This window comes from Peribacillus sp. R9-11, from assembly GCF_031345095.1.
GTDB lineage: Bacteria > Bacillota > Bacilli > Bacillales > DSM-1321 > Peribacillus > Peribacillus butanolivorans.
The window spans coordinates 4,062,866-4,086,087 of record NZ_CP133763.1 but is presented as its reverse complement, the minus strand read 5'-3'; the positions used below and the strand labels follow the sequence as shown (position 1 = coordinate 4,086,087).

19 protein-coding genes, 1 other RNA gene and 1 other annotated feature are annotated in these 23,222 nt (G+C 40.5%); of the genes, 18 read left to right on the top strand and 2 right to left on the bottom strand.

The genetic code is table 11. The annotated features are described in order from the left end of the window. Positions 1-27 precede the first annotated feature (27 nt). Positions 28-1,794 carry an N-acetylmuramoyl-L-alanine amidase family protein gene (locus RE409_RS19865; protein WP_309557961.1) on the bottom strand — a complete coding sequence of 589 codons (1,767 nt, stop codon included), beginning with the start codon at positions 1,792-1,794 and terminating at the stop codon, positions 28-30. Between the two features lie 128 nt (positions 1,795-1,922). Here RE409_RS19865 and RE409_RS19860 point away from each other — a divergent pair, with 128 nt between their 5' ends. From RE409_RS19860 to RE409_RS19775, 18 genes are all read left to right on the top strand, one after another. Next, positions 1,923-2,096 carry a hypothetical protein gene (locus tag RE409_RS19860; protein ID WP_053347121.1) on the top strand — a complete coding sequence of 58 codons (174 nt, stop codon included), beginning with the start codon at positions 1,923-1,925 and terminating at the stop codon, positions 2,094-2,096. A 79-nt stretch (positions 2,097-2,175) separates the two neighbouring features. Continuing rightward, positions 2,176-2,414: a binding site (T-box leader), on the top strand. 98 nt (positions 2,415-2,512) lie between these two features. Then, a complete protein-coding gene (gene hisS, locus RE409_RS19855; RefSeq protein WP_053347120.1) occupies positions 2,513-3,784 on the top strand; it encodes a histidine--tRNA ligase in 1,272 nt (423 codons plus the stop codon). A gap of 12 nt (positions 3,785-3,796) precedes the next feature. Then, a complete protein-coding gene (gene aspS, locus RE409_RS19850) occupies positions 3,797-5,566 on the top strand; it encodes an aspartate--tRNA ligase (protein ID WP_309557960.1) in 1,770 nt (589 codons plus the stop codon). Between the two features lie 87 nt (positions 5,567-5,653). Further along, positions 5,654-5,839: non-coding RNA, 6S RNA (ssrS, locus tag RE409_RS19845), on the top strand. Positions 5,840-6,312: 473 nt separating this feature from the next. Beyond that, positions 6,313-7,284, top strand: coding sequence for a nuclease-related domain-containing protein (locus tag RE409_RS19840; RefSeq protein ID WP_309557959.1), 972 nt, complete (start codon positions 6,313-6,315; stop codon positions 7,282-7,284). 281 nt (positions 7,285-7,565) lie between these two features. Beyond that, positions 7,566-8,672, top strand: a complete 1,107-nt coding sequence (locus tag RE409_RS19835) for a M20 family metallopeptidase (protein WP_201250615.1) — start codon at positions 7,566-7,568, stop codon at positions 8,670-8,672. Positions 8,673-8,783: 111 nt separating this feature from the next. Then, positions 8,784-9,545 carry a tRNA threonylcarbamoyladenosine dehydratase gene (locus RE409_RS19830; protein ID WP_053347117.1) on the top strand — a complete coding sequence of 254 codons (762 nt, stop codon included), beginning with the start codon at positions 8,784-8,786 and terminating at the stop codon, positions 9,543-9,545. A gap of 189 nt (positions 9,546-9,734) precedes the next feature. Continuing rightward, positions 9,735-10,925: an ABC transporter substrate-binding protein gene (locus tag RE409_RS19825; RefSeq protein WP_309557958.1), complete on the top strand. Its 1,191-nt coding sequence runs from the start codon at positions 9,735-9,737 to the stop codon at positions 10,923-10,925. A 74-nt stretch (positions 10,926-10,999) separates the two neighbouring features. Next, positions 11,000-11,878 (top strand): branched-chain amino acid ABC transporter permease, encoded by an 879-nt coding sequence (locus RE409_RS19820; RefSeq protein ID WP_309557957.1) that lies wholly within the window; start codon positions 11,000-11,002, stop codon positions 11,876-11,878. Positions 11,879-11,891: 13 nt separating this feature from the next. Further along, positions 11,892-12,863 (top strand): branched-chain amino acid ABC transporter permease, encoded by a 972-nt coding sequence (locus RE409_RS19815; RefSeq protein ID WP_053347114.1) that lies wholly within the window; start codon positions 11,892-11,894, stop codon positions 12,861-12,863. Further along, positions 12,838-13,617: an ABC transporter ATP-binding protein gene (locus RE409_RS19810; protein WP_309557956.1), complete on the top strand. Its 780-nt coding sequence runs from the start codon at positions 12,838-12,840 to the stop codon at positions 13,615-13,617. The genes RE409_RS19815 and RE409_RS19810 overlap by 26 nt, the downstream gene beginning before the upstream one ends. Further along, positions 13,617-14,324: an ABC transporter ATP-binding protein gene (locus RE409_RS19805; protein ID WP_053347112.1), complete on the top strand. Its 708-nt coding sequence runs from the start codon at positions 13,617-13,619 to the stop codon at positions 14,322-14,324. The genes RE409_RS19810 and RE409_RS19805 overlap by 1 nt, the downstream gene beginning before the upstream one ends. Positions 14,325-14,904: 580 nt before the next feature. Beyond that, complete coding sequence (locus tag RE409_RS19800; protein WP_309557955.1) at positions 14,905-16,083, top strand: ABC transporter substrate-binding protein; 1,179 nt, start codon at positions 14,905-14,907, stop codon at positions 16,081-16,083. 168 nt (positions 16,084-16,251) lie between these two features. Continuing rightward, positions 16,252-17,130 carry a branched-chain amino acid ABC transporter permease gene (locus RE409_RS19795; protein ID WP_053347110.1) on the top strand — a complete coding sequence of 293 codons (879 nt, stop codon included), beginning with the start codon at positions 16,252-16,254 and terminating at the stop codon, positions 17,128-17,130. Between the two features lie 13 nt (positions 17,131-17,143). Next, a complete protein-coding gene (locus RE409_RS19790) occupies positions 17,144-18,106 on the top strand; it encodes a branched-chain amino acid ABC transporter permease (RefSeq protein ID WP_201185994.1) in 963 nt (320 codons plus the stop codon). After that, positions 18,081-18,860, top strand: coding sequence for an ABC transporter ATP-binding protein (locus RE409_RS19785; RefSeq protein ID WP_201185993.1), 780 nt, complete (start codon positions 18,081-18,083; stop codon positions 18,858-18,860). The genes RE409_RS19790 and RE409_RS19785 overlap by 26 nt, the downstream gene beginning before the upstream one ends. Further along, positions 18,860-19,567, top strand: coding sequence for an ABC transporter ATP-binding protein (locus RE409_RS19780; RefSeq protein WP_053347107.1), 708 nt, complete (start codon positions 18,860-18,862; stop codon positions 19,565-19,567). Before RE409_RS19785 ends, RE409_RS19780 begins: the two co-directional genes overlap by 1 nt. 175 nt (positions 19,568-19,742) lie before the next feature. After that, positions 19,743-21,617, top strand: coding sequence for a S8 family serine peptidase (locus tag RE409_RS19775; RefSeq protein ID WP_309557954.1), 1,875 nt, complete (start codon positions 19,743-19,745; stop codon positions 21,615-21,617). A gap of 322 nt (positions 21,618-21,939) precedes the next feature. Here RE409_RS19775 and RE409_RS19770 read toward each other — a convergent pair whose 3' ends face one another. Next, positions 21,940-22,650 carry a polysaccharide deacetylase family protein gene (locus RE409_RS19770; protein ID WP_309557953.1) on the bottom strand — a complete coding sequence of 237 codons (711 nt, stop codon included), beginning with the start codon at positions 22,648-22,650 and terminating at the stop codon, positions 21,940-21,942. Between the last annotated feature and the right edge of the window lie 572 nt (positions 22,651-23,222).

Sequence of the window (23,222 nt, the reverse complement as noted above, 5' to 3'; positions counted from 1 at the left end):
CAGCTTCCATGGGAAGCTGGCTTGTCATTATTTGAAATACCGCGCCAATCCATTATAGATAGCGGTTGTAATGGTTTCTTGATATTCATTCGTTGTAATCCTCAACTCTTCAACAGGATTACTTAAATAGCCTAGTTCAATAAGTGTAGCTACACGATTGTTTTCACGGATAACATGGTAATCTCCGTATCGGGAACCTCGGTTAGGCACCTGCATCGTGGATCCTAGTGAATTGGCAAGTGTTGAGGCAAAATTCTGTTGATAGTCATGATAGTAGAATGTAGTTATTCCACTCGCAATCTGATCTTTGGTGCTATCATAATGGAGGCTGATGAATGCATCCGCGTTATTGATATGTGAAGTGCTAACCCTTGAAGGCAGTGGAACATATGTATTACTGCTTCTTGTCAGAATCACTTTTGCACCTGCCGCATGAAGCTTGTCACGCAGCAACTCAGCGGTACGGATTGTTAAGTTTTTCTCAAGAGTACCACCGACTCCAACTGTACCGCTGTCCCTGCCGCCATGGCCGGGATCGATTACGATGACTTTATCCGCTAAATATTTTTCAACGCCTGGACGCTGGATCTGCTCAGCATTACCTTCAATCGTCACAATCCAACCAGCAACATAAGCGGTTTGGCCATTCTTGAGTTTAATGGAGTACCAATTGCCCTCCATACCGAGAACGGAGAATGTTTCTCCTTCTTTCACCTGCGCTACAATCTGCGAGTTGCCATCTGGCTTACTTCTAAGGATTGTCCCATCATGAATGGTGGTAATCTTACTGCCTTTTACGTCAATCTTCTTTTTCTTTGTTGTTTGTTCGGCATTCTCTATTTCTAAATACCAGCTCACCACCCAGCCTTTTTTTGAATCAGAAAGCTGAAGCTGTGTCATTTGGCCTGCTGTCTGCAAAACTTGGTAGGTTTCATCCTTGTTTACCGAACCAATGATTTTACTGTTAGGAGAGGCCTTTTTCCGCACATTTAAACCAGAAACGGTTACTCTTGCAGTGGCACCTGCCTTATTGATTTTCGTCTCACTCTTATTCTTGCCCAATTCTATGTAAGATTCGGCGACCCAGCCATGGCTTCCTTGAAAATCAATTTCAACCCATTCGTTTTCAATTCGATAAACAGTAACCATCGTATTTTTATTCAGCTTACCGAGCGAGGCACTGCTTTTTGAAGCTTCAGAACGAACATTGAGACGGTCGACCAAAGTGACTCCCGTTTGCACGGATTGTTCCGATTCTTCTTTCTTCTGCTTCGTATCTTTCTCTACTGCGTTCTCGGAAGCCTTAGTGAGCTCGAGATAGTCAGAAGAGACCCAACCCTCGATTTCTGCATGTTTGATTTGAATCCAATTTTCATTTTTTTCAATAATGTCAACAGCCGTTCCTTTCGTTATCGAACCAACTGTTTGAAATGTAGTACCGGGGCCTGTACGGACGCGGACAGAGCTACCGGTAATTATTCCCTGACCTGATTCCTGCTTAACCTGATTTGAATCTGATTTTTTTCCCACAAGCCAATTGGCAACCCAACCCGTTTTACCGGCGCCAATCCGAATTTCAATCCAATCGCCATCTTCATTCACAATCGGATACGTTTCCCCTTTTGTAAGTTTTTTCACAATAGGAAAACTGAGGCCTGCGCCATCACGGACATTGACCACCTTGGTCGTCACGACAATTTCCCCTTCGTTTTCTCCAAATGCTTGATTGACGGGGAAAATCGCTGCTATTATCAGCAATAGGATCAGGCCAAATAATCCTGATTTCTTCTTCATAAGTTGTCTCTCCCTTTTATCTCTATTTGTATGTATTCTCGTTCAATAAAAAATTTCCCTCCTTAATTGTGCAAAAAACATTTTTTTTAGGAAAGAATAAGTCTTATTAACTAATGGAGGGAAGCCATATGAAATTCAGCGAAAAAGACCAAACGAGTTTAAGTGGGGGCAATCAAGTACTAGGAGTCGATTTTCACGATTTTATTCAAAAGGAACAAAGCGCAAATCTAATTGAATTAGCATCCGAATTCGGAGTCAATGTCCGAACAATCAAGAATATGAAAAAACATTTGAACCAATAAAATACGACAAAATTCCTTAGCCTATCTTGACATTTGATGTTAACGTCCGTATGATTATAAAGTATCAGACCTATTACTGCAATAACCAATGATGGAGAAGAGTAATTAAGAAACACATGAAAAGAGAGGAAATGCCGAGGCTGAAAGCATTCCACATGATGACTTAATGAAAGAACCCTCCGTAGGCTTCACTCTGAACGAATTTTTTTAGTAGGAGATGGACGTAAAGCAGGCGTTAACTGTTTTTGAGCGGAGGCACTTATTTAATTGTGTTTCAACTAGGGTGGCACCACGGGATATCCAACTCTCGTCCCTTGTAACGACTATGTTACAAGGGGCGGGAGTTTTTTGTTTGGAAAAAATTCAGTGCAGCGTCGTATAAGAAATGACGCATTGCTTTAAAGGAGGAAACAAATATGTCTATTCAGATTCCTAGAGGTACGCAGGATTTATTGCCTGGTCAAACGGAAATTTGGCAGTATATCGAAAAGACAGCGCGTGAGATTTGTCACCGTTATCAATATAAAGAAATCCGTACACCGATTTTTGAGCACACAGAGCTGTTCTTACGTGGTGTGGGAGACACAACCGATATCGTGCAAAAAGAGATGTACTCATTTCAGGACCGCGGTGAACGGAATTTGACCCTTCGTCCTGAAGGCACTGCATCTGTTGTTAGATCATACATTGAGAACAAAATGTTTGGTTGGGCAAATCAACCGGTCAAACTTTATTATATCGGGCCAATGTTCCGTTACGAACGTCCGCAAGCAGGTCGCTTCCGTCAGTTCGTTCAATTTGGCATCGAGGCATTAGGAAGTAAAGATCCAGGAATTGATGCAGAGGTTCTATCGCTGGCAATGAATCTTTATAAAGAGCTTGGGTTGACAAAACTGAAGCTCGTGATAAATAGCCTTGGTGATAATGAAAGCCGGACAGCGCATCGCAATGCGTTAATCAAGCATTTCGAACCCCGTATCGGCGAGTTTTGTAGCGATTGTCAAAACCGTCTTGAAAAAAATCCATTGCGTATTCTGGATTGTAAAAAAGATCACGATCACGAATTGATGAAAACGGCACCTTCCATCATTGAATATTTAAATGATGAATCGCGTACCTATTTCGAAAAAGTGAAACAACACTTAACAGATTTGGAAATTGAATTCGTTGAAGATCCGACGCTTGTGCGCGGCCTGGATTACTATAATCATACGGCCTTTGAAATCATGAGTGATGCGGAAGGTTTTGGTGCGATTACGACACTTTGTGGAGGCGGCCGTTATAACGGGCTTGCTGAAGAGCTTGGTGGACCGGAAACACCTGGGATTGGCTTTGCTCTGAGCATTGAACGTCTGATTGCAGCACTTCAAGCAGAAAACATCGAACTTCCGATCAAAAAGGGCATTGACTGCTACCTTGTTTCACTAGGTGAGTCCGCTAAGGATTATAATGTCAAACTTGCCTACCAATTGCGTAATGCCGGTTTCACAGTCGAAAAAGACTACCAAGACCGTAAAGTAAAAGCTCAATTTAAATCAGCCGATCGCCTTGAAGCAAGATACGTGGCGACACTTGGAGATGATGAATTGAAAAATAATACAATTAATCTAAAGTTCATGGCAACCGGTGAACAAGTCCATATGGATCTTGCTACATTCGTTGAACAATTTAAAAAGCTACAGGCTTAAGGGGGAAATACCATGTTTGGCAGAACATACTTCAATGGAGAAGTTACAGAAGCAGCTATTGGTGAAAAAGTTACATTAAAAGGATGGGTACAAAAACGTCGTGATTTGGGCGGAGTAATCTTTATCGACCTTCGTGACAGAAGCGGAGTTGTACAAGTTGTTTTCAATCCGGACATCTCGGCAGAAGCATTGGCGACAGCTGAAAAAATTCGTAATGAATACGTTCTTGATATCCAAGGTACAGTCATCAAACGTGATGAAGCCAACTTCAACCCGAATGTATCAACAGGCACAATTGAAGTTCAAGCAGAAAGCGTAACAATTTTAAATGAAGCAAAAACACCTCCTTTCATCATTGATGAAAGAACAGATGTTTCTGAAGATATTCGCTTAAAATACCGCTATTTGGACTTACGTCGTCCGGCAATGTTTGAAACGTTGAAAATGCGTAACCAAACAACTAAGGCGATTCGTGATTACTTGGACGGCGAAGGCTTCCTTGATATCGAAACACCTATTTTAACGAAAAGTACACCAGAAGGCGCACGTGATTATTTAGTGCCTAGCCGTGTACACGAAGGTGAGTTTTATGCACTGCCACAGTCACCGCAAATCTTTAAGCAACTATTGATGGTATCCGGTTTCGAACGTTATTATCAAATTGCCCGCTGTTTCCGTGATGAAGATTTACGTGCTGACAGACAGCCTGAATTCACACAAATCGATATTGAAACTAGCTTCATGAGCCAGGAAGATATCATTAAAACGGCTGAAAACATGATGGCTAAAGTTATGAAAGATGTAAAAGGGCTGGACGTAACACTGCCATTCCCAAGAATGACATATAACGAAGCGATGAGCCGTTATGGTTCCGACAAACCTGATACACGTTTCGAAATGGAACTTAAAGATGTTTCAGAAATCGTGAAAGACAGTGATTTTAAAGTGTTCACAGGTGCTGTTGCAAATGGTGGACAAGTTAAAGCGATCGTAGTTAAAGGAGGAAATGCAGATTATTCCCGTAAAGACATTGATGCATTGGCTGAATTTGCAGCTATTTACGGTGCAAAAGGCCTTGCTTGGTTAAAAGTAGAAGAAGATGGCGTAAAAGGACCAATTGCAAAATTCTTCGCTGAAGACCAACAGCAATTAGTTGCAGTATTGGAAGCAGAAGTAGGCGACCTGATCTTATTCGTTGCAGATAAGAAAAGCATTGTTGCGGATGCACTTGGCGCGCTTCGTATTAAGCTAGGTAAAGAAAGAGACTTGATCGACCAAAGCAAATTCAACTTCCTATGGGTAACGGACTGGCCATTACTTGAATACGATGAAGAAGAAGGACGCTATTATGCAGCTCACCATCCATTCACAATGCCATTCCGTGAAGACCTGGAAAAACTGGAATCAGACCCAGCCAGCGTCCGTGCACAAGCGTATGACCTTGTCTTGAACGGCTACGAACTTGGCGGTGGATCACTGCGTATTTTTGAACGCGATGTTCAAGAAAAAATGTTCAAAGTGCTTGGATTCACAGAAGAAGAAGCAAACGCACAATTCGGCTTCTTAATGGATGCTTTCGAATATGGAACACCTCCACACGGCGGAATCGCACTTGGATTGGACCGTATGGTAATGTTGCTTGCGGGTCGTACAAACCTTCGCGACACCATCGCGTTCCCGAAAACAGCAAGCGCAAGCGACTTGCTAGTTGACGCTCCAAGTACTGTAAGTGATAAGCAATTAGCAGAACTTAGCTTAAGACTTGCTGCATTAAAGAAATAATTTTATTGGGAAAAAATATGAAAATTTACCTAGATGCTTTCTCTTGAAACGGAGTAAAGCAATATGATATGATATTTTCAACAAGTAAGAGTCCTGATGTGTTCGTTCTTTAACCTATAAGTTTTGACCGAACACTTATAGTTACCGGGAGCACTAGTTTCCTGGCCGCGTACATGCCTCCCTCGTAGAGGACTTACAAACGCGAGGAACCGAGCACCCACCTGCGGAGAGCGGGTTCAAAACAAAGGCGTAAACGGCACAATTGGGACTCTTATAACTTACAAAGCAACTCATGTTGAGTAAACATGGGTTTTTTTGTGCTGAAAAATCTGTATTCACGAGTAAAAGGCTGAAACTCAGAGTAAAAGCTGAAACTCACGAGTAAAAGCTGAAAGTCACAAGTAAAAAGCTGAAACTCACGAGTAAAAGCTGAAACTCACGAGTAAAGCGGTGAAACTCACGAGTAAAAGCCCAAACTCACGAGTAAAAGCTGAAACTCACGAGTAAAGCGGTGAAACTCACGAGTAAAAGCTGAAACTCACGAGTAAAGCGGTGAAACTCACGAGTAAAAGCTGAAACTCACGAGTAAAAACTGAAACTCACGAGTAAAAAGCCCGAACTCACGAGTAAAAGCTGAAACTCACGAGTAAAATGCCCGAACTCACGAGTAACCACTATTTTTCAGATACCCAGGCAGGAATCAAAAGCATGATCACAGAAAATATAGAAGAAGGAGTGATGAATTAATGAAAAAACCATGTGAAAAGCCAATGAAAATGCTTAAACTGGAGGCATTAAGCAGAAGGCTCTCACCAAACCATCCTAAACAGAAAAAAATAACGAATGATTACCGGAAAATCCGTACTGGTTTTTATGGAGAATCAAGTATTGGAAAAGAGTTAAAGGATCTTTCAAAAAAATATCAAGTATTTCATGACCTCAGACTGAGCCGCGATGAGAGCAGCTTTTTCCAAATGGACTTTCTTATCGTATCTACAAATTGCTGCATTATCATCGAGGTGAAAAACTTTGCCGGTTTGCTCTATTTTGACCGCACCTATCCTCAATTGATTCGGACAAAAGATGGACAGGAACAAGCCTATCTTGATCCGATTATCCAGGTTGATGTGCAAAAATCACGCTTAATCAATTGGCTTAACCTTCATAAATTCCCGCTGCTTCCGATTGAAACGCTCATTGCAAATGCAAACTCGAACACCATCATTAAGACTACTCCTGGTCATGCCTCCATCTTCAAGCAAATCACCGGAAAAGAAACACTCATCTCAAAAATTCAAACTCTTGAAAAAAAGTATCCATCTGCGCAATTAACCCAAAGGCAACGCAATAAACTATCAAACACATTCCTTCAAAAAAATACTCCACATAATCCAGATATACTCAAGTGGTATCAAATCTCTGAAACGGATCTGCTCAAAAGTGTTCACTGCCCAGAATGTTCAATTCTCCAAATGCAACGTCACTGGGGAAAATGGATCTGCGCGCATTGTTCTTACTCTTCTAAAGATGCCCACATTCAAACTCTTCGTGATTATGCCCTCCTCATAAGGCCCAAGATTACAAATAAACAAGCGCGGTTATTTTTACAGATTGAATCAATAGATATCATGCAAAGAATACTCTCTACTATGGAATTGCCTTATACAGGGCAATATAAAAATCGAGAATATACCCTTGATTGCTTATTTCACGAGTAAAAAGCTGAAACTCACGAGTAAAAGCTGAAACTCACGAGTAAAAAGCTGAAACTCACGAGTAAAAGCTGAAACTCACGAGTAAAAAGCTGAAACTCACGAGTAAACGCCCTAAACTCACGAGTAAATGGCTGAAACTCACGAGTTAGCATCAAAAACCCCCATTTAAGGAACACTCCACAATATACATTCGTAAAGTATGTAGTAAGGTTGAAATAATTAGAGCAAGGAAAAAGAAAGTAGTGAGGGCTTTGAAAGACTTATTGGATGCTAAGAGGAGAGAAATGCTTCAATTAGTGGAGCAGCTTGTGAATATTGATAGTGGTTCTTATACAAAACAGGGAATTGATAAAATTGGTACGATTTTAAAAACGAAATTTGAGAGTCTTGATTTTATTGTGAATATTGTGGAACAAAAGAATTATGGCAATCAATTAGTTATTCAGCATCGTGATGCGCTTCAACCACATATTCTTGTTGTCGCACATATGGATACAGTTTTTCCAGAAGGGACGGTACAAAAACGTCCTTTTAAAGTGATAGGAGATCGCGCATACGGACCTGGTGTTGCTGATATGAAGGCAAGCTTAGTCGAACTTTTTTATGCGATTCTTTGTATGAAACAGGCAGGGAAGACCGGGTATAAACATATTCAAATCATTCTCAATAGTGATGAAGAGATAGGGTCTCCTTCTTCTGCTTCACTCATTTCTGAGAATGCGGCAAATAAGAAATTTGCGTTAATTCTAGAGCCGGCGAGGTCGGATGGTTCACTTGTTACGGCGAGAAGAGGCTGCGGGCAATTTAAAGTGGACATAGTAGGAGTGTCTGCCCACTCAGGGATTGAACCGGAAAAAGGACGAAGTGCAATTGAAGAATTGGCTCATAAGATTATCGCACTGCACAGGTTAAATGATCTTAAGCAGGGGATTAGTGTAAATGTCGGGATAATTGAAGGCGGTTCAGCTGTCAATACCATTGCCTCCCACGCCGCTGCCTTTGTGGATGTGCGTATCTCAGAAAAAAAACAGGAAGTTATGATCCTAAAACAAATGAAAAAAATCTGTGCTCACACTTATATTGCTGGAACGAAAACGACGCTTAGCGGCAAAATGGACCGGCCACCTATGGAAAAGAACGAACAAACGACCATTCTATTAGAGGCTATCAATCAGGCGGGGCAGGAAATCGGCATCAATATTACCGATACGGCTACGGGCGGAGGTTCAGATGCTTCTTTTACATCTGAATTAGGAATTGCAACCGTAGACGGATTAGGTCCAATTGGCGGGAATGCACATAGTGAAGACGAGTATTTAGAAATTCCTAGCCTGACAGAACGAACACTTCTTCTAGCAACAGTTCTTCAAAAATTGTCTACAATGAACTAGTATACTAATTCCGATAACTCTGCTCATATTTCGCTTGTCATAAATGATGTTTATGATATATTGTTAATTGGGAATCTAAATAAGAACAGAATTTATTGGAGTTGAATATATATGCTGCATCAGTTTTCTCGAAATGAATTAGCGATTGGTAAGGAAGGCATAGATATACTGAAGAACACGACCGTTGCTGTTCTAGGTGTAGGTGGCGTCGGTTCCTTTTCAGCTGAGGCATTGGCACGTACAGGAGTAGGTCGAATTATCCTTGTTGATAAAGATGATGTCGACATCACTAATGTGAACAGACAGATTCATGCTCTTCTCTCAACTGTAGGTCAGCCGAAAGCGGAATTGATGAAGACCCGCATTCAAGATATTAATCCGGACTGCGAAGTAATCGCGCTAAAAATGTTCTATACAGAAGAAACGTTTGAAGAGTTCTTCAGTTATAATCTTGACTATGTCATTGATGCATCAGATACGGTCATTTATAAAATGCATGTGATGAAGGAATGCCTGAAACGAAATATTAAGGTGATTTCAAGCATGGGAGCTGCCAATAAAATGGACCCAACCCGTTTCCAAATTGCTGATATTTCTAAAACGCATACAGATCCGCTTGCCAAGGTCATTCGTACAAGATTACGAAAAGAGGGCATCACAAAGGGAATTCCTGTCGTCTTTTCCGATGAAAGCCCGATTGTCATTCGTGAGGATGTTCGAAAAGAAGTCGGCAATGACAATGCAAAAATCCGTAAAGCTCAAATGCCGCCATCTTCCAATGCTTTCGTACCATCTGTAGCTGGCTTAATTGCGGCCAGTTGGGTAATCAATGATATTGTAAAAGACATTGAAGTTCGCCGTGTTAATGACTGATAGACATTTAACTGACTCTAAACGGAGTCAGTTTTTTTTGTTCATATTATCACGAAAATATTTTTTATTAACATTTTTTTCTATGACATATAGACGGAGTCGATAGAATGAGATACACTGTTTTCAGAATATTATTTTTATTTAAATATTCTGTCAATGAGAATAATATACTAAATTAGGGGGTTTCAAATGAAGAAGAAGAAAAAGCTAGCAGGAGTGTTTCTATCACTTTCACTAGTAGCTGGGGCGCTGGCAGGTTGTAATAGCGACTCGAAAACTAGCAGTTCAAGTGGGGGCTCATCCACCTCGGGTGACACCATTAAAATTGGTGCCAACCTTGAATTGTCAGGTGGTACTGCATCATTCGGTCAGTCGGCTGCGAATGGTTTGAAACTGGCCATCGAAGAAATTAATAAAGAAGGCATTGACGGAAAAAAGCTAGAAATCATTAAAGTTGATAATAAATCTGATGCAGCAGAAGCTACAAGCGGTTCAATTAAATTAGTCAGTCAGGACAAAGTTGTCGCTGTAGTTGGATCAGCTACAAGCACGAACACTTTGGCACAGGTTCAAGTCGCACAAGATAATAAAGTTCCTCTTCTCACACCAACTGCAACAAATCCCGACATAACAAATAAAGCTGGAAAATTAAACGATTATGTGTTCAGAACTTGCTTTATCGATCCTTTCCAAGGGACGGTTGCAGCTAATTTCGCATCTGATGATATTGGGGCGAAGACTGCAGCAATCTATGTAGATAGCGCAAGTGATTATTCAAAAGGATTAGCCGCTGCATTTAAAGAAGCATTTACTGCAAACGGCGGTAAAATTGTAAGGGAAGAAGCCTATGTAACGAAAGATACTGATTTCCGCGCAACATTAACACGTATCAAATCTGCAAAACCGGAATTCGTTTTCCTTCCTGGTTATTATGAAGAAGTTGGACTTATCTTAAAGCAAGCTCGTGAAGACGGCATCGACGTTCCATTCATGGGTGGAGATGGCTGGGATTCTCCGAAAGTCGTTGAAATTGCTGGGGCAGAGGCATTGAAAAATACCTTTATCACTAATCACTATTCTCCAGAAGATGAAGATGCAAAAATCCAAGATTTCGTTGCTGCTTACAAAAAGAAATACAATAAAACACCAGATGCTTTTGCTGCCCTTGGCTATGACACTGGGTACTATCTGGCTGACGCTATCAAAAGATCTGGAGATGCTTCTCCCGAAAAAATCAGACAAGCATTGGAAGATGTCAAAGATCTTCAATTAGTATCAGGGACTCTTAACCTCGATGAAAATCATGATCCAATCAAATCAGCTACTATTTTAGAATATGTAGATGGTAAACAAACATTTAAAACAAAAATCAATCCATAATAGTTAAGCGGATAGGGGGCAAGTCCCCCTATTCTATCTTCACTAAAAAAACACCTTTTCGGGGAGAGTGCAATATGGAACTGATTCAGCAATTGGTAAATGGCATTTCACTCGGCAGTATTTATGCATTGATTGCCCTTGGCTATACGATGGTATACGGGATCGTCAAGCTGATAAACTTTGCTCATGGTGACGTATTTATGGTTGGTTCATTTGTTGGTTTTTACTCAATTACGGTATTGGACTTATCGTTCATCCCTGCTTTATTGATTTCAATGATTGTATGCGCCATATTTGGTGTCTTAATTGAACGTATTGCTTATAAACCCCTTCGAAATGCAACACGGATTGCGGCCTTAATTACGGCCATCGGTGTTTCCCTTCTAATAGAAAATGGTCTGATCTACATCCGTGGCGCTCAGCCAGAAGCCTATCCAAACGACGTCCTTCCGATGGATAAACTCGATATATTAGGAGTTTCCATCAGCAGCCAATCTATATTAATTTTATCCGTATCTATTATTTTAATGATTATCCTACAATTTGTTGTACATAAAACAAAAATCGGCAAAGCCATGCGTGCCGTTTCATTTGATTCCGAAGCGGCTACGCTTATGGGCATCAATGTCAATAATACAATTTCTGCTACCTTCGCAATAGGTTCGGCTCTTGCAGGGGCGGCAGGTGTTATTTTTGGAATCTACTATATTAAGATTGAGCCGTTAATGGGTGTCCTTCCTGGCCTTAAAGCCTTTGTTGCAGCAGTTTTAGGCGGCATTGGCATTATTCCTGGAGCAATGGCCGGCGGTCTACTGCTTGGAGTTATTGAGGCGTTGGTCAGTGCCGCCGGTTACTCTTTATGGCGTGACGGTGTGGCTTTTATCGTACTCATCTTGATATTAATTTTCTTGCCACAGGGCTTATTCGGTAAAAATAAAAGAGAAAAAGTATAGGGGAGACATAGCGATGACTACTTTAAAGAATTCAAAGGGTTTTTGGCTCTCGATTGTGTTGGCACTTATTTTTTTCTCGGTCATGCAGTTTACCATTTCAAACGGCATGCTCAATCCATTTTATATCAATACGCTCATGTTTATCGGCATCAATATTATGCTGGCAACGAGTCTTCATTTAATCATCGGAATCACCGGACAGTTCTCTATTGGTCATGCTGGGTTTTTAGCAGTAGGGGCCTATGCTTCCGCTGTGATGACAATGAAGCTAGAACTACCATTCATTATTGCCTTATTGGCAGGGGGGATTTTAGCCGCTGTAGCAGGTATGGTAATAGGAATTCCGAGCTTACGTCTGAAGGGGGATTACTTGGCGATTGCTACACTTGGATTTGGGGAAATTGTCCGGATAGTCCTCTTGAATATTGATTATGTAGGCGGAGCAAGCGGGATGCAGGTGTCCCATTTGACAACGTGGCCATGGGTATTTGCCTGTGTAATGATTACCATTATTGTGATTCGGAATTTCACGAATTCAACCCATGGGCGTGCATGTATTTCCGTAAGAGAAGATGAAACGGCCGCTGACGCGATGGGAATCAATACGACTTATTATAAAGTGGCAGCTTTCGTCATTGGAGCCTTTTTTGCCGGAGTTGCTGGCTCGCTTTACGCTCATAACTTCTATATTATCCAGCCGTCGAATTTCGGTTTCCTAAAATCATTCGATATTCTGATCTTCGTGGTTCTCGGTGGTCTTGGAAGTCTATCAGGTTCTGTTTTGGCCGCGATTTTATTAACAATCGTGACCACATTCCTTCAGGATTACCCGGAAACAAGGATGATTATTTACAGCCTTGTACTGATTTTGATGATGATATTCCGCCCGCAAGGTTTAATGGGGACAAGAGAAATTACGACATTGTTCACTGGTAAAAAAACTAAAGGGGGACCTAAGGATGGAAGCCACAATACCGTTGCTTAAAGTAGATTCAGTGGGAATCCGCTTCGGTGGACTGAAAGCTGTTTCAGATGTTAACGTGGAATTACTTCCGGGGGAACTTGTTGGCCTGATTGGTCCGAATGGTGCCGGGAAAACGACCTTCTTTAATTTGTTGACGGGTGTGTATGTTCCTACAGAAGGAACGATTGCTTTAAATGGGGAAAACTTAAAAAAACAACCGCCTTATAAAATTACGAGAAAAGGAATTTCCAGGACCTTTCAAAATATCCGCCTCTTTAGTGAGTTATCCGTGATCGATAACGTCAAGGTTGCTTACCACTCACTCGCCAAGCATATGATTGCAAGCTCTGTATTCAGATTGCCGGGACACTTTTCCGGTGAAAAGGAAATGGATGATAAGGCGATTGAGTTCTTGAAGATTTTCAACCTGGACCAATATAAGGATGAAAAAGCGAAGAATCTGCCATATGGACAGCAGAGACGACTGGAAATTGCTCGGGCTCTTGCAGCAAATCCGAAACTTCTTTTACTTGACGAACCAGCAGCTGGGATGAACCCGCATGAAACGAAAGAATTGATGAACCTAATTGCGTTTATCCGAAAGGAATTCAATCTTACGGTATTGCTCATCGAACATGATATGTCACTTGTCATGGGTGTATGCGAACGTATTTACGTACTCGATCATGGTCAGCTTATCGCCCACGGAAAGCCTGAAGAAATCCGCAACGATCCAAAGGTTATCGAAGCGTATCTTGGCGAGGAGGTTTCATAATGCTGAAAATCGAGGACATCAATGTCTATTATGGGAACATCCAAGCGTTAAAGGGAGTTACGATGGAAATTAACGAAGGGGAAATAGTCACCTTAATCGGAGCAAATGGAGCCGGGAAAAGCACATTGCTCAAAACGATTTCGGGGTTGTTAAAACCGAAACAAGGAAAGGTTCTTTTCGAAGAGGGTTCGATTGGAGGAAAAGCTGCCCAATCAATCGTGAAAATGGGCATCTCCCATGTCCCCGAAGGCCGTCGTGTCTTTGCTAACATGACGGTTGCCGAAAACTTGGAGCTTGGAGCCTATTTACGAAAAGACAAAGAAGGCATCAAAAAAGATATGGAGAAAGTCTATGAACTATTTCCGAGGTTACTAGAAAGGATCAAACAACAGGCTGGCACCCTATCAGGTGGTGAACAGCAGATGCTTGCAATGGGGCGAGCTTTAATGGCGAAACCACGTTTATTACTGCTCGATGAACCTTCCATGGGACTTGCTCCGTTGCTGGTGAAACAAATCTTCAACATCATCCAAGAGATCAGCGAGGCTGGCACAACGATTCTTTTAGTTGAGCAAAACGCCAACCTTGCTCTATCCATTGCAGATCGGGCCTACGTCGTTGAAACAGGACGGATTGTCCTTTCTGGCAACGCCGATGAACTCACTTCTAGTGAAGAAATAAAAATGGCCTACTTAGGAGGCCACTAAACCGCCGTTTGGCGGTTTTTTGTTGTGTAGAGAAAGAACAGTATTTCTGATTATGATCATAATGCTAGCAAGAAAGCACCCATTCCAGATATGAAATAGAATAGAATTATATACAGCATTTTATACATTTAAGAGAATCTAGTTCAATTATAAACTAGGAACAAAGACTAAAACATAGTAAAAAAATGGGTTTAATTCCCTACCGTTATACTTGTTTTTTGGAAAAAATGTATTAAATAGGATGAAAATAATGGAAAGTGGAATAAAATTTTTTTAGTATTAATTTAGAACTTTATAATATCAATATAATAAAATTAATCTGTATATTCTGATAATACGAGCTATTTTCACAATAATTAAAATATATAAAAATAGAAACAGTGAGTAGCCTCTGTGAAAAATATACCATTTAGCAAAATATTCATTCAATTATTGTATAGACGGAATGAAATTTATGCGGTAAACTAATTTTCGAAATATTTATTTAATTATAAACATTTAATCTAATCAATTTTTTCTGGGGCGTTTTGAATAAATATTCATGCATCAGAGCTATGATTACAAAATGGAGGGGTTAATTATGAAAAAGAAAAAACTAGCAGGTGCATTCCTTTCTTTAACACTTGCAGCAGGCGTTTTAGCGGGTTGTTCCGGCTCTGGTTCATCAGAGAAATCAAGTGGAGAGGGAGAAACAATTAAGATTGGGGTCAACCTTGAATTATCAGGTGGTGTAGCCTCATATGGTCAATCGATTGCGGAAGGTCTAGAGCTTGCGACTGCAGAGATTAACAAAGAAGGAATTGACGGTAAAAAAATCAAACTTATAAAAGTTGATAATAAATCTGAAGCGTCTGAAGCAACAAGCGGTGCTATCAAGCTGACTTCACAAGATAAGGTTACAGCAATTGTTGGTGCAGCTACAAGTACGAACACGATTGCACAAGTACAGATTGCACAAGATAATAAAGTTCCAGTTATCAGCCCTTCTGGGACAAGCCCGGAAATCACATATAAAGATGATAAATTGAACGATTATATTTTCAGAACAAGCTTCATCGATCCGTTCCAAGGTACAGTTGCTGCGAATTTTGCAACTAGTGAAGTCAAAGCAAAAAGTGCTGCCATCTATATTGATAGCGCAAGTGATTATTCAAAAGGATTAGCGGCAGCGTTTAAAGAACAATTCATTGCAAATGGCGGGAAAATCGTTAGAGAAGAAGCTTACATTGCGAAGGATACTGATTTCCGTTCTACATTGACTCGTTTGAAATCAGCAAAACCGGATTTTATTTTCCTACCTGGTTATTATGAAGAAGCTGGTCTGATTGTGAAACAGGCACGTGAAACAGGACTTGACGTACCATTTATGGGCGGCGACGGTTGGGACTCTCCTAAACTAGTAGAAATTGCCGGTGCTAAAGCGCTAAATAACACATTCATCACGAACCATTATTCTTCAGGTGATCCTGATGAGAAAATTCAGAATTTTGTGTCTGCATTTAAAGCGAAATACAAAGATAAATCTCCTGATGCTTTTAATGCTTTAGGATATGACACAGGATACTACCTTGCAGATGCAATTAAACGGGCAGGCTCGACAGATTCAGAAAAAATTAAGGATGCCCTTGAGAAAACAAAAGACCTTGAACTTGTAACTGGGACATTTACTTTGGATGAAAAACACAATCCAATCAAATCTGCTACCATTCTTGAGTTTAAAGATGGGAAACAAGTATTTAACACAAAAATCAATCCTTAATGATAGAGTAAAAGTTTTAATCCTTTCGCCGGCCTTTCTTACAATAGAAGGTGCTGGCGAATTCTCATTTTTCTAGTATATAAAGGCTTATGGAACTTCCATTTTGAGTGGAAACGAGAGTCTGAACTTGCCATATTATAAAATTAGATTTTTCAAGGAGAGTCGAACATGGAATTGATACAACAGCTAATTAACGGGGTTTCACTAGGAAGTATTTATGCCCTTATCGCTCTCGGTTATACGATGGTTTACGGGATTGTTAAATTAATTAACTTTGCTCATGGTGATGTTTTCATGGTTGGGTCATTCGTTGGTTTTTACTCAATAACGGTTCTGGATCTATCATTCGTACCTGCTCTATTAATCTCGATGACAGTCTGCGCTCTCTTTGGGGTATTAATCGAGCGGATTGCGTACAAGCCGTTGAGGAACGCAACGCGTATTGCCGCACTTATCACAGCTATAGGGGTTTCGCTTTTAATCGAATATGGATTCATCTACGTTCGTGGTGCACAGCCAGAGGCTTATCCAAGTGATGTATTGCCAACAGACAAATTTAATATTTTTGGAGTTTCTATCAACAGTCAATCGGTCTTAATTTTCGGTGTAGCTGTAGTTTTAATGATCATTTTACAAATCATTGTTCATAAAACAAAAATAGGAAAAGCCATGCGTGCCGTTTCTTTTGACGCGGATGCGGCTAAGTTGATGGGGATAAATGTTAATAACACAATTTCGGCAACATTTGCAATCGGTTCCGCTTTAGCTGGAGCAGCAGGTGTCATTTTCGGTATTTATTATATTAAAATTGAGCCGCTTATGGGTGTTCTGCCAGGTTTGAAGGCATTTGTTGCTGCCGTACTTGGAGGAATCGGGATTATACCGGGCGCGATGGTTGGAGGCTTACTGCTTGGTGTCATCGAGGCATTGGTCAGTGCCGCCGGTTACTCATTATGGCGTGATGCTGTAGCCTTCATCGTACTGATTCTTATCTTGATTTTCATGCCACAAGGCTTATTCGGTAAAAACAAAAAAGAAAAAGTATAGGGGAGACAAAGCAATGACTACATTTAAGCGAGCAAAAGGTTTTTGGCTCTCGATTTCGCTATCACTGATCTTTTTCGCCGTGATTCAAGTTTTAATCGGCGGCGGATCGCTAAATCCTTTTTATCAAAATACGCTCATGTTCATCGGGATTAATATTATCCTAGCAGCAAGCTTACACTTAATCATCGGGGTGACCGGACAGTTTTCCATCGGACATGCTGGATTCCTGGCAGTTGGTGCCTATGCTTCAGCAATAATGACCATGAAGTTAGAAATGCCGTTTGTTGTGGCATTGATAGTTGGCGGTTTGGTGGCAGCGTTGGCCGGTTTGATCATCGGAATCCCAAGTTTACGTCTTAAAGGAGACTACTTGGCGATTGCGACCCTCGGTTTTGGGGAAATCGTCCGGATTATTCTTTTGAATATTGATTATGTTGGAGGGGCGAGCGGCATGCAGGTTTCCCATTTAACTACTTGGCCATGGGTGTTTGTTGCCGTTCTCGTTACGATCATCGTTATCCGAAACTTTACAAGCTCGACCCACGGAAGAGCCTGCATTTCGATCCGCGAGGACGAAACGGCTGCAGATTCGATGGGAATTAATACGACGTATTACAAAGTTGTCGCGTTTGCGATTGGTGCTTTTTTTGCAGGGATTGCTGGAGGGTTATACGCGCATAACTTCTATATTATTCAGCCATCGAACTTCGGATTCTTGAAATCATTTGATATTTTGATTTTAGTAGTACTTGGTGGTCTTGGAAGTCTTTCCGGTGCCGTATTGGCCGCAATATTATTAACGGTTGTTACGACTTTCCTGCAAGATTACCCGGAAACACGAATGATCATCTACAGCCTTGTGCTTATCGTGATGATGATCTATCGTCCACAAGGTTTAATGGGTACAAAAGAAATAACATCCATGTTCAAACGTAAAGGAGGCAGCAGCCATGAAAATAAAAACACCGCTGCTTAAAGTCGATTCAGTCGGCATCCAGTTCGGCGGGCTTAAAGCCGTTTCTGATGTTAACGTCGAGTTATATCCAGGAGAACTAATTGGCTTGATTGGGCCGAACGGTGCTGGAAAAACAACTTTCTTTAACTTGCTGACAGGAGTTTACGTCCCTACAGAGGGCACGATTTCTTTAGAAGGTGAGAACTTAAGAAAACTGCCCCCATATAAAATCACACAAAAAGGGATCAGTCGGACATTCCAAAACATTCGCTTGTTCAGTGAACTTTCAGTGATTGATAATGTAAAGGTTGCCTATCATTCTCTTTCGAAACATAGTATTTTGAGTTCGATCTTCCGTTTGCCTATCCATTTTAAAGGGGAAAAGGAGATGGATGATAAGGCTATTGAGTTCTTGAAAATTTTTAACCTGGATCAATACAAGGATGAAAAGGCAAAAAACCTGCCATATGGTAAACAGCGACGCTTGGAAATAGCCCGTGCGCTTGCAGCAAATCCGAAACTGCTTTTACTAGATGAACCGGCAGCCGGGATGAACCCGCAGGAAACGCATGAACTAATGAACTTGATTGCCCTCATCCGTGAAAAATTTGATCTGACCGTTTTATTGATTGAACATGATATGCCGCTTGTCATGGGTGTTTGCGAACGCATATACGTACTCGATCACGGACAGCTAATCGCTCAAGGAAAGCCAGAAGAAATTCGTAACAATCCAAAAGTCATCGAGGCCTATCTTGGCGAGGAGGTTTCATAATGTTAAAAATCGAGGACATTAACGTATATTACGGAAACATTCAAGCGCTGAAAGGTATCTCACTTTCAATAAACGAAGGTGAAATCGTAACCTTAATCGGGGCTAACGGTGCAGGGAAAAGTACGATGCTGAAAACAATTTCCGGCCTATTAAAACCGAAACAAGGAAAAATAATGTACGAAGGGCAATCTATCGGCGGAAAAGCCGCACAATCTATTGTGAAAATGGGAATCTCTCATGTTCCAGAAGGCCGCCGCGTCTTCGCGAATATGACGGTGGAAGAAAACCTTCAGCTCGGTGCCTATTTACGAAAAGATAAAGCAGGCATCAAGCAAGATATGGAGAAAGTTTATGAATTATTCCCGCGTTTGCTTGAACGACTGAAGCAGCAATCTGGAACTCTTTCCGGAGGAGAACAACAAATGCTTGCGATGGGCCGAGCCCTTATGGCAAAGCCGCGCCTCCTGTTATTGGACGAGCCATCTATGGGACTTGCACCATTACTAGTTAAACAAATCTTTAATATTATAGAAGAAATCAATAAAACCGGTACAACCATCTTGCTTGTCGAGCAAAATGCCAACTTGGCCCTATCTATCGCGGACAGAGCCTATGTAGTCGAAACAGGCCGTATCGTTCTATCCGGTAAATCCGAGGAACTAACCGCAAGCGAAGAAATCAAGAATGCATATTTAGGAGGACATTAAACCGCATATAGCGGTTTTTTGTTTTTGCCAGAAATGAGCTATTTTAACTAGATGAAAAGGTTAGTAAATCTAAATCACTAGGTATACAATCTAATTAGGAATAATAGTAGAGTTGGTTCAAGTATCAAACCTCCTCATCCATATCTATTCTTAATCATACTTTTGGAGTGATTTTATGCACAAATTCATTCAGTTGAGCCTTTCAGTTATATTAATACTTATGATTCTACCAAGCTATCAGCCAGAAGCTGCTGAGAGTCCACAAACTGACGGTGTTCTTGTAAAATATAAAGAGACGAACAATGAGCCAATCAGAGATTTAATAGAGACGGTCGACGTTCCTAAAGGGGAAACAACCGACAATCTTATCGAGGAACTTGAAGATCAGAAGAATGTAGAATATGCAGAGCCTAACTATCTTTTTAAGAAGATGGAAAGCCCGAACGATCCAGCCTACATAGACCAGTGGCATCACAAAAAACTTGGTACACAAGCTGCATGGACAAAAACCATGGGTTCAAAGGAAATGGTCGTGGCCATCATTGATGATGGAATTGATCGTAATCACGAAGATTTAAAAGGGAAAATCGACAGTCCCTATGATGCTGTACGCAATCGGAAGAATATTGTACCAGTAGGGGAACATGGAACACATATTGCAGGAATCATCGCAGGTTCTGCCAACAATGACTTAGGTGGAACAGGTGTTGCGCCAAACATTAAAATTATGCCGATTAACGTTTTTAATGGCAAATATGCCGATACTGCTGATATCATTGAGGCCATTCATTATGCCGTTCAGCAGGGGGCAGACATTATTAATATGAGTCTAGGCGAGACCAGTTATTCGGAAGCGTTAAACAAGGCTGTCCAAGAGGCTTATAATAAAGGCTTATTGATTGTCGCAGCTGCCGGAAATGAAGGAGATATGGGGAAAAGTTTACAGCGCGTATATCCAGCTGCATTCAGTCATGTCATTTCTGTGGCCGCTACCGATTCAAAAGATAAGCGAACTAGTTATTCCAACTATCATTCAACAGTCGATATTGCCGCCCCTGGCGACTATATTCTTTCAACATTACCAAATAATAGATATGGTTGGATGAGTGGAACATCAATGGCTACGCCTATGGTGGCCGGTGTAGCAGCACTGATTTGGTCCAATGAGCCAAAACTCACTAAATATGAGGTGGAATACCGCCTCTATGATTCAGCTCTTGACCTAGGTACAAAAGGGAAAGATATATACTATGGAAATGGCCGAGTGAATGCCAAAAAAGCGCTTGAAATGAAGACGCTGACTAGGCCAACTGTGACGGCGATTTCTGATAAGGATACGTTGATCAAAGGGAAAATTCCAAGTGATTTCAAAACAGGCACCCTTTCCATTTATACTAATGAAAAAACACTCGCCACAGTGAAGATTAACGGGGAAAAGACGTTTTCAGCGACTATCGCTAAACAGACAGCTGGCACGTTAATCTATACAAGAGTTGTCGATAATGCGGGAAATAAAAGTGTTCCTGTTTTAGTTAAGGTAGAAGATAAAACAGCACCTACGAAACCGACTGTGAATAGTGTCGGTGACAATACGACAAAAGTAACTGGCAAAGCGGAAGCAGGCTCTACTGTTACTGTCAAAATAGGCAGCACTGTGCTTGGAAAAGCAAAGTCCAATAGCTCAGGGAATTTCACTGTTACGATGACGAAAAAACAAAAGGCCGGTAAAGTTCTATCCGTAACAGCAACCGACAAAGCAGGAAATACGAGCTCGGTCAAACAAGTCACCGTCGCAGATAAAACAGCACCAGGTATACCGTCAGTCAATACAGTAACAACAAAAACGACAAAAGTAACCGGCAAAGCAGAAGCCAACTCCACTGTATACGTAAAAGCATCTAAAAAAGTCATCGGCTCTGCCAAAGCAACGAGTAAAGGCACATACTCAATCAAAATCCCTAAACAAAAAGCCGGGAAAAACCTATATATCTATGCCAAAGATAAAGCGAAAAACGTAAGTGCGTCAAAGAAAGTTACTGTTAAAAAATGACGAGAATATTTTTTGAATATGTGAAGCCTCTGAGTGAATCTCGGAGGGTTTTTTATGTAGCTGGTAGTTTCTGATGAAATTATACTTTGGGAGGGGTATAGGAACTATCTCATCATTGCATGAAAAAAGCCGCCCAAATGGAACGGCCTAACTTCCTTAATCTATGAGGAAGTTTGTGAATTATTTAAATCAACCAGTTTAAATTTATGGTAAGCTATTTTTCTTTGAAATTCAGAAATCTGCTACCATAGGTCGCTAAATACCTTTGGTTAGCACTCTCATATAACATCAATGGATATTTGGGTTCGATTCTTTAGGTATCTTAGAATCTTTTATCTTCCCAAAAATTCATGACAATATGGTTTTTTGGATTGTAAACCTCAACCTTATACCCTTGTTTTCTTAGATAGTCAATAATCTCCGGAAGCTGTTGTGCGGTTCCTTTTGAATCGTGAAAAAGAATGACGATTGGACCTTTTTTTCCTTTCAAACCTGCTTTAACGTTAGACGTTATCTTGCTAGGGTTTGTTTTATTATACTTCCAATCTAGTGTATCAATATTCCAATCCCACATTTTGAACCCCTTTTTGGCTAAGGTATCTCGAAACGGTTTTGTCATATAGGGTTTACTACCGTATGGAACTCTAGTCAGCTTACTGTCAAACTTTGAAACCTTTAACAACGTTTGTCTTGTCTTCTCCATTTCGATTGCGACATTACTTGAACTCCCTCTATATAATTTTTTTGCATCATGGGAAACACTATGTAACCCAGGATAATTTCCCTCTTTAATCATTCGATTTACGGTTTTTGGATTACGTTTAATATTTCCTTCAATCATAAAAAAGGTCGCTTTTGCTTTTTTCTGTTTTAAGATATCTAAAATTGTTGGCGTGTACTGATTCGGACCATCGTCAAACGTTAAATAGACAACCTTACTTGTTTTATCTTCTGCTGCAGATGCAGAAGAAAAACCCCAAATACTACATACAAGTACGAGTAAAAGAAATAATAGGCTAACTTTTTTTAACACTCACATCATTCCCCCTAAAAAACTCCTAGTATATTAGCCCATAATATTACTCAAGGTTGTAAATGTGCGTCTTAAAAAATATAAAATTTATTGATCCTTCTCACCCTGTTACATACAAATGAAATTCAATATGTCTACAGGAATAAAGTCAAATAAATAAAGATAAATTCTCTATTTTAATTGTAAATAAGTCACACTTTATTAAAAATTAATTCTAACCAAAAGGATGTATAGTCTTGTTGTCATAATTATGGTTGATGATATGGAAGGGAACCCTACATTCTATAAGAAGGTTAATAATGACTGTACTGCATATCAGAATTTGAAATCCGTGATCCAATAGTCGATGTCATCGGCTCTGCCAAAGCAACGAGTAAAGGCACATTCTCGATCAAAATCTCTAAGCAAAAAGCCGGAAAAAACTTGTATATCTATGTCGATTTTTTTAAATATTAAAAGCCTCTGAGCAAATCTCGGAGGCTTGTTTTTATTTATAGCTGATAGTTGTTATAGTGAAGTAAACTTTGAGAGTAGGGTGGAAGTGGGGGGAAGTATGATGAAGTTATTTCTTT